The sequence below is a fragment of the uncultured Maribacter sp. genome (assembly GCF_963974015.1).
Taxonomy (GTDB): domain Bacteria; phylum Bacteroidota; class Bacteroidia; order Flavobacteriales; family Flavobacteriaceae; genus Maribacter.
The window spans coordinates 47,857-62,422 of sequence record NZ_CAXBBZ010000003.1 but is presented as its reverse complement, the minus strand read 5'-3'; the positions used below and the strand labels follow the sequence as shown (position 1 = coordinate 62,422).

The 14,566-nt window shown below is 31.5% G+C and carries 15 protein-coding genes; 4 read left to right on the top strand and 11 right to left on the bottom strand.

The genetic code is table 11. The features are described from left to right. Nucleotides 1–125: 125 nt before the first annotated feature. Entirely contained in the window at nucleotides 126–1,532 is a 1,407-nt protein-coding gene (gene cls, locus AACZ41_RS07525) for a cardiolipin synthase (protein WP_339627769.1), read from the top strand. Nucleotides 1,533–1,541: 9 nt separating this feature from the next. Here the strand turns inward: cls and AACZ41_RS07520 are convergent, their stop codons facing one another. The 6 genes from AACZ41_RS07520 to AACZ41_RS07495 all read right to left on the bottom strand — a co-directional run bounded on the left by AACZ41_RS07520 (nucleotide 1,542) and on the right by AACZ41_RS07495 (nucleotide 8,009). After that, nucleotides 1,542–2,180 carry a hypothetical protein gene (locus AACZ41_RS07520; RefSeq protein WP_339627768.1) on the bottom strand — a complete coding sequence of 213 codons (639 nt, stop codon included), beginning with the start codon at nucleotides 2,178–2,180 and terminating at the stop codon, nucleotides 1,542–1,544. 111 nt (nucleotides 2,181–2,291) lie between these two features. Beyond that, entirely contained in the window at nucleotides 2,292–3,662 is a 1,371-nt protein-coding gene (locus AACZ41_RS07515; protein WP_339627767.1) for an MBL fold metallo-hydrolase, read from the bottom strand. A gap of 4 nt (nucleotides 3,663–3,666) precedes the next feature. Then, a complete protein-coding gene (locus AACZ41_RS07510; RefSeq protein ID WP_339627766.1) occupies nucleotides 3,667–4,512 on the bottom strand; it encodes an ATP cone domain-containing protein in 846 nt (281 codons plus the stop codon). Between the two features lie 478 nt (nucleotides 4,513–4,990). Then, nucleotides 4,991–5,401 (bottom strand): hypothetical protein, encoded by a 411-nt coding sequence (locus AACZ41_RS07505; protein WP_339627765.1) that lies wholly within the window; start codon nucleotides 5,399–5,401, stop codon nucleotides 4,991–4,993. Between the two features lie 22 nt (nucleotides 5,402–5,423). After that, nucleotides 5,424–6,263: a universal stress protein gene (locus tag AACZ41_RS07500; protein ID WP_339627764.1), complete on the bottom strand. Its 840-nt coding sequence runs from the start codon at nucleotides 6,261–6,263 to the stop codon at nucleotides 5,424–5,426. A 909-nt stretch (nucleotides 6,264–7,172) separates the two neighbouring features. Next, complete coding sequence (locus AACZ41_RS07495; RefSeq protein ID WP_339627763.1) at nucleotides 7,173–8,009, bottom strand: universal stress protein; 837 nt, start codon at nucleotides 8,007–8,009, stop codon at nucleotides 7,173–7,175. A 112-nt stretch (nucleotides 8,010–8,121) separates the two neighbouring features. On the opposite strand from AACZ41_RS07495, the gene trxA reads away from it, so the two are divergent. Next, on the top strand, nucleotides 8,122–8,421 hold the full coding sequence (trxA, locus tag AACZ41_RS07490; protein ID WP_339627762.1) for a thioredoxin: 300 nt from the start codon (nucleotides 8,122–8,124) through the stop codon (nucleotides 8,419–8,421). Between the two features lie 43 nt (nucleotides 8,422–8,464). Here the strand turns inward: trxA and AACZ41_RS07485 are convergent, their stop codons facing one another. From AACZ41_RS07485 to AACZ41_RS07465, 5 genes are all read right to left on the bottom strand, one after another. Next, the gene (locus tag AACZ41_RS07485) at nucleotides 8,465–9,307 is read right to left on the bottom strand and encodes a universal stress protein (protein ID WP_339627761.1); all 843 of its coding nucleotides are present in this window, start codon (nucleotides 9,305–9,307) and stop codon (nucleotides 8,465–8,467) included. A 38-nt stretch (nucleotides 9,308–9,345) separates the two neighbouring features. Next, entirely contained in the window at nucleotides 9,346–10,188 is an 843-nt protein-coding gene (locus AACZ41_RS07480; RefSeq protein WP_339627760.1) for a universal stress protein, read from the bottom strand. A gap of 17 nt (nucleotides 10,189–10,205) precedes the next feature. Continuing rightward, entirely contained in the window at nucleotides 10,206–11,048 is an 843-nt protein-coding gene (locus tag AACZ41_RS07475; protein ID WP_339627759.1) for a universal stress protein, read from the bottom strand. A gap of 85 nt (nucleotides 11,049–11,133) precedes the next feature. Beyond that, nucleotides 11,134–12,183, bottom strand: coding sequence for a response regulator (locus AACZ41_RS07470; protein ID WP_339627758.1), 1,050 nt, complete (start codon nucleotides 12,181–12,183; stop codon nucleotides 11,134–11,136). Next, a complete protein-coding gene (locus AACZ41_RS07465) occupies nucleotides 12,183–13,334 on the bottom strand; it encodes a PAS domain-containing sensor histidine kinase (RefSeq protein WP_339627757.1) in 1,152 nt (383 codons plus the stop codon). The genes AACZ41_RS07470 and AACZ41_RS07465 overlap by 1 nt, the downstream gene beginning before the upstream one ends. Nucleotides 13,335–13,424: 90 nt before the next feature. Between AACZ41_RS07465 and AACZ41_RS07460 the strand changes: the two genes are divergently transcribed. Continuing rightward, nucleotides 13,425–13,826 carry a hypothetical protein gene (locus tag AACZ41_RS07460; RefSeq protein WP_339627756.1) on the top strand — a complete coding sequence of 134 codons (402 nt, stop codon included), beginning with the start codon at nucleotides 13,425–13,427 and terminating at the stop codon, nucleotides 13,824–13,826. 102 nt (nucleotides 13,827–13,928) lie between these two features. Beyond that, complete coding sequence (locus AACZ41_RS07455; protein ID WP_339627755.1) at nucleotides 13,929–14,555, top strand: WG repeat-containing protein; 627 nt, start codon at nucleotides 13,929–13,931, stop codon at nucleotides 14,553–14,555. Nucleotides 14,556–14,566 lie beyond the last annotated feature (11 nt).

Here is a 14,566-nt window from a genome sequence, read left to right as displayed (position 1 = left end):
CTATAATAGTTCGTTAATTGAATTTGCCGTAGTGTTGGTTTTTTGACTGAATGTAATTATTTTATGTTGAACAATTTAATGTATCTTGAAGTTATATAAAGAGCTCTTTTCGAATCAATAAGCCTATGTGGACCACAATTTTTGTTGGTATATATGTTCTATTAACTTTATTTATAGTGCTATCTATTATTCTTTACGGCGCCAAACCAACTAAGAGTTTAGCATGGCTTTTAGCGATTTTCGCATTACCTGTTGGTGGTATAATATTTTATCTTTTATTAGGTCGCAATAGAAGAAAGCGTAAACTAATTCGCCTTAAGAAAAATATGTTCTCCAAGCTACCATGGCCTAATGCATCACAAAAAAATGTTTTCAATGGCAGGTATAGTAAATTGATGACGCTCTGCTATAAGAGTTCACATTTTCCACCAACATCGAACAATGAACTACTTTTATTGAAAGATGGTAGAACTACTTTTGAAGCTATATTTTATGCTTTAGAAAATGCAACGATTCAAATTCATATTCAATATTATATTTTTGAAGATGGTGAGTTGGCCATTAAGCTGTTTGAATTATTCAAGAAAAAAATAGGAGAAGGCGTTGTTATTAGATTAATTTATGATGGTATCGGCAGTTTTTCTTTAAGTAAAAACTACTTAAATCAATTAGTTGAAATTGGTGTTGAAGTATATTCATTTCTTCCTTTTAAATTTGGGCGATATTTCTCTTCACTTAATTATCGAAACCATAGAAAAATAATAGTAGTCGATGGTACAATAGCTTTCACAGGCGGAATTAATATTTCTGATAAATACCTTAAAGGCCAAGTTGGCCTTGGTAAATGGCACGACATGCACTTAAGGTTAGAGGGTCCTTCGGCCAAACAACTCGATCAAGTTTTTATGACAGATTGGTATTTAGTGAGTTCAAAACTGTTACAGCCATTAGAACTCTCGTCACGCAATTTAGAATCTGTTTCGAATGAATTGGTGCAAATAGTGGCAGGAGGTCCTGATGATGATTTTCCTGTAATGGAACAGACCTATTTTTCTATGATAAACATGGCGAAAAAGTACATTTATATAACCAACCCATATATAATACCTGGTCAATCTCTTATACGTGCATTGCAGACAGCTGCCCTAAGCGGTGTTGATGTTCGTTTGCTGGTGTCTGAAAATGCTGATAATAGAGTGGTTAGTTGGGCTGTTCATTCTTATTTTGAGCTGTTTTTAAAATCGGGCATTAAAATATATCTTTTCCCTGACGGATTTTTACACAGTAAAATTATGGTGAGTGATGATGCCATTTCATCAATTGGTACTGCAAATTTAGATGACCGTAGTTTTGAACAGAATTATGAGGTAAATGCCATTATGTATCATAAGGAGTTTGCCAAACTTTTAAAAGAAGATTTTCTACACGATTGTAGGGCCAGTAATGAACTACGCTATAATGAATTTATTAAAAGGTCTTGGGGCAAAAAGTTAAAAGAAGGTTTTGGCAAAGTTTTGAGTCCACTGTTTTAAATGAGATAATTAATCTACTTGTGAGGTGAAAATTAGATCTTGCTCCTCCAAAGTTGAAATAACTAATTTTATATAGTCTTTAATGGCTTTTTCAACGTTATTTGGGTCAGCGATATCGATAACTCCTCTCCATATCATAGCTCTTTCTTTACCCTCGCAGATGCAGTATAAAGTTGTTTCAGCATGGTATACAGTAAATTTTTCATAATAATCATCATCATAGTAAATGCCTTGATGTTCTAAATAATCGTCATTAAAACGAGATTGATGATCATCCCAGCGAGAAATAGATTTCATAAAGTTTTCACGATTTTCAGAACCTGTAACTTTAGTTAATAAAATTGCATCAAAATCTTTGTCCAAAAGACTTTGTTCAACTTCATCTAATTCTTTATCGGTTTTTCTTGAATTAGTTAGTGATAAATCGAAAACATCAATACTACGCCATGCCTCGACATTTCGATTTGTGAATTCTTTCTTCAGTTGACTTTCAAAATCTTCTCTAGTTTCTTCACTTTGCGTCATACCTACCAATAAAACCTTGTTGGCATTGAACAAAACTATATCTGGGTTCTTCCAATTTTCTACTAAACTTATAGAAGAACAACCCACTAATAAAAATGAGAATACGATGAATATCTTTTTCATGTTACTGGTATTTTTAATAATATCATGCAAAGTTAAGATTTAGAAAATATCATATATATGATAATGGTCAGTTGTTCATTAATCTATAATGATTTATTTAATTTGAAGAAGTTATAACCATAAATTTATGCTTTCGTTTATTTTAGGAATGTGGCACTCCCAACCCTTAGTGTCTCTTATTTTTACTTTGAAAGCATCTAGAGCACCTGGTTCACCATGAATTAAAAAAACATTTTCAGGTATGTTTTTAATGTTATCTATCCAGTGTAAAAGTTCAGCTTGGTCTGCATGGGCAGATAAACTCTCTATAAAATGTATACTGGCCTTTACCGGATAAAATTTTCCAAACATCTTAAGTTCATGTGTACCGTCTAATAATTGTCTACCTCTTGTGCCTTCAGCTTGATAGCCAACGAGTAATACTTTTGTTTTTGGTTCATCAATTAATTGTTTAAGATAGGTGAGTACCCTACCGCCAGTAACCATGCCACTACCTGCAATGACGATTTTAGGTCTCGGGTCATCTATTGTCTTCCATGTATCTGCGTAAGATGTAATAATTGTAAAATGATTGCACATAGCTTCATATTCATTCATCGATAACTTATGCCAATCTGGATATTGTTGAAATACGTTAAGTACATTATTACCCATAGGACTATCAATGAAAATAGGAATATTGGGTATTTTGTTCTTCTTATACATATGCCATAATAAATACATAAGCAACTGTAGACGTTCAACCGCAAATGAAGGTATAATCAATGTACCTCTATCATTTATAGTTTTTTGAATAAGATTACTTAGAATTTCAGTAATGTTTTCTTTTGGGTGTAGTTTATTTCCATAAGTGCTCTCTAAGAAAAGGTAGTCTGCCCATTTTGGCCTTTCGGGTGGTGCCAATAGTTCATCATTTAATCTGCCAACATCGCCTGAGAAAATAAAAATCTTTTCAAAAATCTCTAGGTGTATAAATGTTGAGCCGATAATATGGCCATTAAATTGAAACTTAAATTTAATGTTTTTGGAAAGTTCGATCCACTCATCTTTCTTACGGCCAGAGAAAAGCTTTATAGTATTTTCGGCTTCCTCTAAATTATAGAAGGGTAGTGCAACGGGATGTTTAGAATATCCTTCTTCATTAGCTTTGTTGGCCTGTTCTTCTTGAATTTTGGCACTGTCTAACAAAATTATACGTGCAATTGATAATGTTGGTTCCGTGGCGATAATTTGTCCTTTAAAACCTTCTTTTACTAATCGAGGCAGATAACCAGTATGGTCTAAATGACCATGTGTTAATAGAACTACATCCACTTTACTAACTTCGATAGGTAAGGGTTGCCAATTTTTTTCACGTAACTCTTTTAGCCCTTGAAACATCCCGCAATCTACAAGTATATTTATTTCAGGAGTTTCTAAATAGAATTTAGAGCCAGTTACGGTACCTGATGCGCCTAAAAATTTTATGCTAACTTTTCTCATTGTATTAAGTTTGACAGAGTTGTTCTATTTCATCTAAAATTTTAGTTTTTCTTGAGTTAGAAATACCCAAATGATCCAGAAAGAATTTATCTTTTATAAGTTGTCGACATAAAACAACATTTCTACTTAATAAAAATTGCTTTTCTCTATTAGTTAATAGGCCAGAGACTGTAATAGGGTAAAGACCAAGTCTGTCAATTCTATCTTTAAGTCCATCTTTGGTAGGGTAATCCCAGCTTAAAAGATAGAGGTCAGCACATTTTCCATACTTAATTGCATCTTCTGTAAATCGAGTATTAGTAACTACCCAGCCTTTATTTAGAGGCTTTGTATTATAACTATTAGTAACCCAATATGCTTTTACATCGTTATATCTAGAATGAATGTAAAGTGGAACTTTAACATTGCAATTTCGACCTTCTTCATTATGAAATTTGCATTCTATTATGGTGATCGTATCATTTTTTTCTGCTACAACATCAATTTCATGGGTAACACAAACGCCATTCAAAACAATATCAACTTTGACCGTGTAACCCGAATATTGTAAAATTGCACCCACAAAACGTTCGAACGGAAAACCTGTAGGTCCTAGTTCATAAATAGCCTTCTTGAGCTTATATTTTGATGCAAAAACAGATTTGGTTTTTTTAAGTAGTGAGTAAGCTCTATTGTAAATCTCATTAGTCGTTATACCTTCATAAAGTTCATCATTTACTCTACTTACAATTTCTTCTACCTGCTCATGATTTGCACCGCTATGTTTTAAAGAATTACGAAGCTTATCTAACGAAAATTTCACTTTTTGTCCTGAAGATTTTATGATATTGATAGTATTGTATGTATCCATATTACTTTTTTAGATTAATATCTATAGGTGGTTTTTGAAGTAATTGTGTCATAGTAGAAGCCAAGGTTAGTTTACCATTCGTTTTTAACATAGCTTTTTCTATAGGTTTAAAAGGGTATTTTTTGTATTCCTTTTACGTTTATAGTCTGTAATAAATCTTATTTTTAATTAAATCCAATTATTGGTTAAACTCTTTGCGATGGCTCGTTCCATATTCGAGTTTTCTATTTAGTAATGCTCTGCGAACTCTTCCCTTTTTAACCTTATATATCACAGATATACTATCAATTCTTTTTTAAGTATTTTTCTAACAAGGCCAAGGATTATGATGCTTGATAAAACTCACATAATCAATTTATTCACTTTAATTACCATCTGATTTTCAAAAACGGTATAAATGAATCTATAATAAAATTTTAAAAAACCGTCAATGAAATAACTTCTTTGACGGTTTCGATTTTAGACATTAACCAACCAACTATTTATGTCTAAAAAAATTTCTAACATAGGCCTTCATTTGGTTTTCGGTCATGCTATCTGCTTTTTCTGCTGCTTTTAGTTTACCAAATAACGATTTGTGATGTTGTGATAATTCTTTTTTTAATTTTTCATTAATATCTGCAGGCCCAAAAATCATTAATTCATCACAATCGGAAACGGCTTTAGCAATAGAATTAAAGTAGTTTTTAAATTGGGCTTTTTCTTTTTCTAAATATTTTCTTTCATGGGTTACATCTTGTGTAACACCAGATTTTATACCTGTACTACCTGTACCTGTTCTATTGAAGAATTCAATTTCAGAATTTATGGTTTCCAATGTTTCTTCTTCTTTCGCCAGACGAATAATATGTGCATGTTTACTATCGATCCAAATACCAGCTTTTTGCATGTTTTATGTTTTAAGATTAATATTAGTGAAGTGCCAATATGGGCACTTTACTATCATAGCCAATTTCTTTTACAAGTGGTCTTGAAAATACACTACCAAAAAATAGATGTTTACGGTTAATAAAAGCGACCATATCACTATTTCTACTTTCAACAAAAGTTTGTATTCCTTTTCCTAAATGACTTTCTGATAGCGTATAGAAATTATAATTGACCTCGTCTAAAATCGTTTTAAGTAATTGCTGATTTTCTAATTGCGTTTCAGAAAGCTCTTTTTTCTTATTTAAATGTAATATGGCTATTTCAGCATTGAACATCTTTCCTATTTCTATTAGATAATTAAGTTCTGTTCTTTTAAAGGTGTCCTTATAATCTGTTGGAAAAACTATTTCTTTAGGAGCTTTAAATGAAATATTTTCTGGTATTGCCAAAACAGGGCATTCCCTTATTTTTTCCATAGCCATTACCGTGTTACTTCCAAAAAGCACACCTTTTGAGCCTGTAGCTCCTTTAGTACCCATGGCAACCAATTCAATATCTTTTTCCGCTATCAATTTTTTGATGGCTTCAGATAAGAAATTGTATGTAGATTTAGTATAATAATTGTGCTTAGGGTTTTCGTTGTGTAATGCAATGCTATCTAATAATTTCACAAAATTCTTTTCAGAAGATGCTTTTGCCAGTTCAAATTCAGCGCTTCCTTCTTCAGGAATATTTAAACTGTTTGTAGTATATTTTTCAAAATCATATACATTCAAAAAATAGAAATCACAATTTAATTTGGCATACAGATCAATAGTATAACGAATGGCATTCAAAGCATTCTTGGAAAAATCTGTGGGTATAAGAATACGTTTATTCATAGTTAACATAATTATATTGTTCGTTAAATATATCTTTCAATCAGATAAATAACTATGATAAATATCAGTCATTAATGTGTACAATTTAAAAGGGTACGATAATCCATAACTACTTAACCATATCAATCGATTCGTAGAATTGCCTATCGAAGAAGTTTTTTTGTAATAGGCCATTGCAAACATTTTCTATTTCGCTGAATTAAAAAATCTTGAATTGCCTTGGCCTTATCTGAATAATTCCAAATATCATCAAAACTGGTTGCGTTTTTTCTGACATTTTTTTAATGAATTTTTATTACAAATCTTAATTGAGTACATTATTTCTTCTTCGTTGATATGTAGTAACCTTATTGCGGTATCGACAATAGAAGCAATTGATAGGCATTGTTAAGGTATTTTTAACAAAGCCTTTCTTATAGCCGGTGATAAAGGCAATTTCACAATTGGTTGGTTGGCAATCTTTCTTGGTAGGGCTAGCATAGAACATGGTGTAATGGTATTGGATAGTTTTATTTTATTACTACCCATGAACAATTTTTTTTGCACTAGTTTTATATTTGGCACCCATAACTATAAGGTCTATTTCAAGACTGTCAATAGTTTGAAAAGTTATGCTAGATATAGTTCTTTGCTTAATATGGTATTGAACTTGTGTTTTTTATGCCCGTGTCGAGAACAATTTTATGAACTGTTTCTTTAAGATTTTCTTGCGATATATTTAGAAATCTTGATAATTTTTTACCTATAAAAATCACATTTCTCGTGCCTTACTATGACCCTAGGTCATCATATATAGCATGCTGTGAAAGGAGCATTGTTACGACTTAAAAATTTGTGTAGCGTAAAAGCGTGTATTTTGGGCTTCATTAAAAAAGTCTGTGAATACTAATAAGTTTTTAATTTCCATAATTATAACTGTGGTATTACCATGAAAGGAATGGTAACATGAAAACCTATTTTCTTAATAATTGGCTCAATAAATAAACGCTCAAGAAAGGTGTGTTTGTTTTGAACCATGACTAGCATATTTATCTTTTGCTTTACTTGAAACTCATTTATTGCGGCAATAATTTCATTGCTTGGAACTTCATGAAACAAGGCGTTTTTTGTCAAAATCTTTGCTAGTTTTTCTTTATGCTTTAGTTGTACAGGGTTAAGTTCATCACCCGTAAAAACATGCAAGACATTTACTTGGGATACGTGTGTATTTACAATTTTCAATAGCTGTGATAAACTGTTTTTGTCTAACTCGATTTCAAAGTCGTTTGGAAAAAGTATCTGTTCTGGCACTTCATAATCAAAGCCAGAAGGTATAACTAAAACAGGACATTTAGCATTTTTGATTATGTGTACGGTATTGGTGCCAAATAAAATTTCTTTCGCTCCAGTTGCGCCCTGTGTGCCCATAATTACTATATCGATACCTTCAGCTTCGACAGTTCTGGCAACTTCACTAGAAAGTACGTTTAGTGCAGAGTGGGTAATAAAAGTGTGTAAAGGATTTTCAAAATCCTTTAGTAGTTTTTTCTTTAAATCTTTAAGATCATTCATAGAATTCTCTTTAACGATGTCTCCTAGGCCAATTTGGGCAGGGCTACCCATTAGGTATTCGGTATGGTAAACAGGTGGCATGTAGCTATTCAAAAGATAGAAAGTGCATTTTATATCCTTATACAGCGTTAGTCCATAACGAATTGCAGTTAAGGAGTTTTCAGAAAAATCTGTGGGTAATAAAATACGTGTCATAGTTTTATTATTTTATGAATTGAAATTAAGTACTGTTGATGAATTATAGTATGATATTCGTCAGGTTCATTGCTACAGAAATTACTTATTATTAATCATCAAAAAGTGCCCTATGAAAAAGAGTTTCAAAAAAAATATAGGTTCAGATATTCCTTCATTAGTCCATTTTTATGCAAATTGGTGTACCCCATGCAAATTAATGACACCAATTCTTGAACAAATTGATGAGGAAATGGGAGAAAATCTAAACGTGGTAGAAATAGATGTTGAAGCCAAAAAAAAGCTTGCTCGTAGATATAAAATCAAAAGTTTGCCTACACTATTGATATTTAAAAATGGAGAACCACTATGGCGACAATCTGGCATGATACAAAAAGACGATATCAAAAAAGCCATAATTGAATTTACCTAATTCAAGATATGTTTCTAATATACTTTTTTAGAATAAATTAAATTTACGACTCGTGAATAACGAGAAATGGTACTTTAGTATGATAACTTATTTTTTCTACTGTAGGTCTAAAAAGAATACGTTCTAAGAAATTAAGATTTTTAGCAACCATAACTAACATATCTAGGTTTCTACTCTCGGTAAAACACTGAATTGATTCATCGATTTTCTTACCTGTAACTATATGAAATGAGCATTCAATATCTTTAAAATATTCCATTAAAATTCTTTTATTGTTTTCTTGATTAGGGCTTATTTTTTCATTTTTAAGCGATACATAAAGTAAGCGTAAAGTAGATTTTTTAAGCAATAGAACATCTTTTAGAGTTTCTAAAATTTTATGGTCATACGTTATTTGAAAATCTGAAGGGAAGCCTATTTCCTTTATGCCAGAATAAACGGCATGTTCAGGTACAGCTAAAATAGTGCAAGGCACTTTTGTGATTACATCACCGGTATTGCTACCAATAGATACTGATTTTAATCCAGTAGAACCTTTGGTGCCCATAATTATCAAGTCAATTTTTTTCTCTTTGACTTGCTGTTTTATATGGTCGGTTAAAAAACCATATAGTGCAATTGTCTTAAATTCATGTTTAACATTTAAGGGTAAATGCTCAATTTTACTCATTAACCTGTTAAGCTTCTCTTTACTTTCTACCAATATACTTTCTTCCAAAATCTCTGGCGATAGAAACATAGCGGTTTCGCCACTTGTATTGGTATTGATAGAATTTATATGCACAATATGAAATGTACAGTGTGTTTTTTTGAAAAACGAAATTCCATAAAGTAAAGCATTCCATGCGTTTTCTGAAAAATCAGTTGGGATTAGTATGTTTTTCATTATAATGATTATTAGTAATAAAAAAAATATTTTAAAATTTATTGAGGTAAAAAGATTACGGGAATATTAGAATGAAAGGCTATTTTTTTAATTACGGCTTCTCCTATAATTTTTTCCCAGAAGGTATGTTGATGACAAATAATACTTAGAATACAAGAATCTATATTCCCAGCATATGCATCTATACTATGAGATATATTTATTTCAAATGGTACATTTTTAAATTGATAATCTAACCCTGCAAATCTTTCTTTCAATATGGTCTTGTTCGTATTTTGGGCATCGTTCAAATTAAATTCTATGGCCACATGAACAATTTCGATTTGAGCTTTCCAAAGTTTGGCAAGTTCTATGATCATGTTTAGTTCGTTTTTTTTGAAGGGTTTAGTGAAATCTGTAGCAAAAATTATAGTATGTAGTTTTTGAAAATTGAATCCACTAGGTATGGCATAAATTGGAATGTTTTTTACTGTTTTTAATACTTTAACCGTATTACTTCCTAAGAAAACCTCTTTAGCCCCTGTAGCACCTTGTGTACCCATCATTAATATATCAATATCATTCTTGCTAATTATATCCTTAACAGCTTCCTCTAAAGTCTCTGATTTAGATACCGTGGTAAATTTATGCTTAGGGTTTTTATGGTTAATCTCAAAATACTTGAGCATTTCTTCTAATTCTTGTTCAGAATGCTTTGAAAGTGAATCATAAATTACACCTAACCGTTGTTGGCTTTTAGTTCCTAATAAGTTTAATGTTGAAGGCTCATAAGCATGCAATAGGTAAAAATGACAATCTACATCTGCATATATTTTTAAAGCTGTAAAAATTGCATTCCAGGAATTTTCTGAAAAATCTGTTGTTAATACTATCTTCTTCATTTGATTTTTTTTTAAGATTACCTTGGTAAATTTTGAATTACTAAAAAAGGAACTTTAGAGGTTAGTCCGATTTCATCAATCGTAGAACGGTATAGCATTTCTTCTAAAAATAAATGTCTAGAATTAACCATAACCAAAAGATCTATAGAATTATCTTTAATATAGGTCATTATAGCTTTTGCCCTATTCTCTGCAGGCTTTATAACAAACGATAGTATAGCGTTAAGTAGTGATTCTTTTAAAAACTTCTTATTAACTAATTGTCTTAAGCTTAAATCTTCAAAATCAGATATATAAAAGCTGAATATTTTTGCTTTAAATTGTGCTGCCAACATATCTAAAATTTTAAGTTCTCTTCTATATGGTAACATATAGTCGCTGGGAAAAAGAATCTTTTTTGGTTGACTATATGCGTACCCGTCTGGAATCGCTAAAACCGGACACTTCACATATTTAAATACTTGAATTGTATTACTACCGAACGTTATTTTAGAGCTTGCGGTTTTACCTTTTGTGCCCATAATCGTGAGGTCAATATTTTTGATGTTCACAATATTTTTGACAGCATCTACCAACGATTTAAATGATGTGATGGTCTCGTAATGATGTTTAGGATTTTGGGTTCGCTCTTTAATTTCCTTTACAAGCTTACTTAATTTATTCTCAGAACTTTTTTCAATGGCTTGTTTTTCGTCTTCAAATGAATCATTATCTACGTTATGAAAAGGGCTATATACTTCATCTGCATAAGCACGAACAAAATAAAAATTCGTACGCTCACATTTAAAAAGTCGTAAAGCATACGAAATAGCATGATTTGCATTACTTGAAAAATCGGTAGGAATTAAAATATGTTCCATAGTTTCTTTTTGCACTCTAAAAGTATTTGAGAGCCAAAAGAAAACCTATGATATTTATCATGCAGGATATTTAAAATAAGAAATATTAGGTAACATATTTAAGCACCTTAAGTTCTTTTATACGTATGTTTCTACCTTCAATTTCAATAAGCCCTTCCTTTTTAAAACCAGAAAGCGTTCTAATTAAACTTTCAGTAGCGATACCTGCAACACTGGCTAGATCGGCACGAGATATTCTTATAGGCTCAGAGGCATCATTATTCATGATTTCGGCAAATTGCAATAAGGTTTGAGCTGTTTTTTTACGAACCGAACTATATGCCATTTGTAAAAGTTGATGTTTAATGTCTGAAATATTATCAGATAAAAGAGCCATTAATTCTAAGGGAATAGTGTGGTTTTCAGAAACAATTTGATGTAATTGCTCTTTAGTTATAGAAGCTAGTTCTAATGGTTCTAAAGCAGTAGCTGTTTCTTGATTCACAACATTATTCATGAATGAGGTGAAACCTAAAAAATCATCGGCATGATATAAAGAGGTTATAAGTTCTTTTCCATCCTGATCCATGGTATGGCACTTTACGACACCTTTTAAAATAAGATATACATTGGTAGAACGCATGCCTTCATGGTAGATGGTATCTCCTTCATTTATTTTAATTACCTCGCCATTATCGTCAAAGTAATTTTTAAGTTGATTAAGGTTTCCGATTTCATTAGGGTCGTCAACTTTTTTTTGTTTGTTGATGTTAATGTCGTGAAGTAATTTAGCTTTAGCCATTCGGCTTTCAATGGCACTTATTAATTCTTCTTCTTCAAAAGGTTTGGTTAAATAATCATCGGCACCAAGGTCCATTCCTTTTCGAATATCTTTATGTTCTGTAATGGCAGAAAGAAAAATAAATGGAATATGTAGTGTACTTTTTTCGCTTGATAGTGCCTCTAAAACACCATACCCATCAACTTCGGGCATCATAATATCACATACAATTAAATCGGGTAGTGTTTCTTTTGCGCTTGCAATTCCAATTTTACCATTTGCTGCAGTAAGAACTTGATAACCAGAAAGTTCTAAAAGTTCTTCTGTGTTTTCACGCAAAATTTTATCATCTTCAATTAATAAAATAGTCTTCATTAATAGTTGGTTTTTATATTTTTTGGAATATGGATTGTAAAAGTTGAGCCTATATTTTCTTTACTTTCAAAAGTGAGTGTTGCACCTAAATTTTCAAGATGTTGCTTGGCTATATTTAAACCTATACCTGTACCTTGGTTCAACAATGCATTTTCAGCCCTAAAATAACGATCAAAAATATACTTATGCTGTTCTTCGGGTATACCTATACCTTCATCGATAACTTCCAAAATCAGGAATTCTTTTTCCACTTTGTAAAGAATTTTAATAGTAGAGTCTTCAGACGAATATTTAACGGCATTATGCAGTAAATTGGAAAGTGCTAAGGCTAAAGTTTTTTCATCAAAGGTAATAAGCACTGCATCTATATTGTCTGGATAACGAATATTTTGTCCGGCTTTTAAAAGCATATTGGCATCATATACAACCTCGTTTACTAATTTGCTTAACGGAAATTCTTCAATGGAATAATTGACTTTTCCCGATTCTAGACGTTCAACAGAAAGAAAATCGTTGAGAATGGTATCTAACTGTTTCACTTTAGATTTAATGATATTAACATGCTTGTCACGTTTATCTTGTTGCTCGGTATCCTTGTACTTTGAAAATAAGGTTACTGAGGTGAGTATACTACTCAAAGGTGTTTTAAACTCATGTGATACCAATGACAAAAATCGGGTCTTAAGCTCGTTTAGTTCTTTTTCTTTTTCGAGAGCATCGGTCAATTGCTTTGTACGTTCTTGAACAATTTGTTCAAGATTTTGAGTGTAATTTTTACGATCTGTAATGTCGGTAACCAATGCCATAACATACGTATTTCCATAAAGTACGAAAGGGTTTAAACCAGCCTCAACAGGAAATTCTTCCCCATTCTTTCTAAGGCCACTTAAATCGCGACCATTACCCATTTTTCTTTTTTCACTTTTCTCCATAAAACTAGAAAAGTGATTTGAATGATTTTGGTGGTATCTTTTAGGTATTATGCAATCTAAAGTTTTACCGATGAGTTCATCTTTATCATAACCGAACATTTCTTCGGTAGAAGAATTGTTGGTTACAATTTCTTGTTTCCTATTTACGACAATTATACCCTCAGAAATCCCTTCTGATAATAGATTGAAAATATTACTGTTTTTTTCAAAAACATTCATTTTTAAATATAATCCTTAACTGATAATTATCATAGTAAATTAGGTATTATAAAAGTAATTTTTCTAAATATTAATTTCAAATTTTAAGATATGGTAAACTCACAAAAATTTGGTATCGAGCTTTATGAAAATTTAGGAAAATTGTTCTATGCAATGGCTAGTACAGATGGTACTGTGCACACAAAAGAAGTTGATCATCTACGGTCTTACATTCGTAGTTATTGGTTAGATATTGACGCTGTTGAAGATGAATATGGTTCAGATGCCGCATTTAGAATTGAAACTACCTTTGACTGGTGTTTGGAGTATGAGAAAGAAGCTAAAGATTGTTTTAAACAGTTTAAGGAGTTTTATACGGAACATGCAAAGATATTTACACCTGATATAAAAAGGTTGACTTTAGATACAGCCACTGCAATGGCAAACGCCTATGCAGGTAAAAATAAGTCTGAATTAATACTTCTTTCAAAAATTGAACTCTTATTTAGATAAACCAATACGATCAATCTTCATTCAATCTCGATGACTGATATTCGTCATAGTAATTTGATAATGAACAGCCTACTTTGGTGAAACAAATAAAATATAGAAATCATGAAAAAAAGAATATTTCTATGGGTATTCACCATATTGGTGGCACTACCCATAACGGCACAAGTTTTACAAAGTATTGATGAAATAGCTCCTTTTAGTGAAGGTTTGGCAGCAGTTCGTAAAGGCCAACAATGGGGTTTTATTAATGAAGAGGGAGATATGGTAATTGATTTTCGAGATGACATTTATACAAACCCAAAAGTTGACGTAACCAAAACAGATGTATTAGGTGTAAAATACCCAATGTTTAATGAAGGCTTGTGCCTTATTAAGCGTACGGTAGAAGATGGTGTGCCTGTATTTGGTTTCATTAATAAAACCGGAGAAGTGGTTATAGAACCTCAGTTTTTAAATGTTTTTCCGTTTAAGAATGGGTATACCACCGCTGTACTTTTCGATAAGAATTTTAAGGGTGAAAATGAATTTAAATTAAAGATTTATGAGTTTAAGTTTTTTGATGTCCGTTTAAATACTGCTGGTGAGATAACAGATTATTTTGAAAAAAGAGACCATATACAAATGACGATTAAGCGATATGAAATGCCTGAAATTGGAGCTAAAATTATAAATGAAAATTTGGTGGCCACTAAAAAAGTAGGTAAGGGTTGGTCGATAGTAAAATTGTAAACAAAAAATTA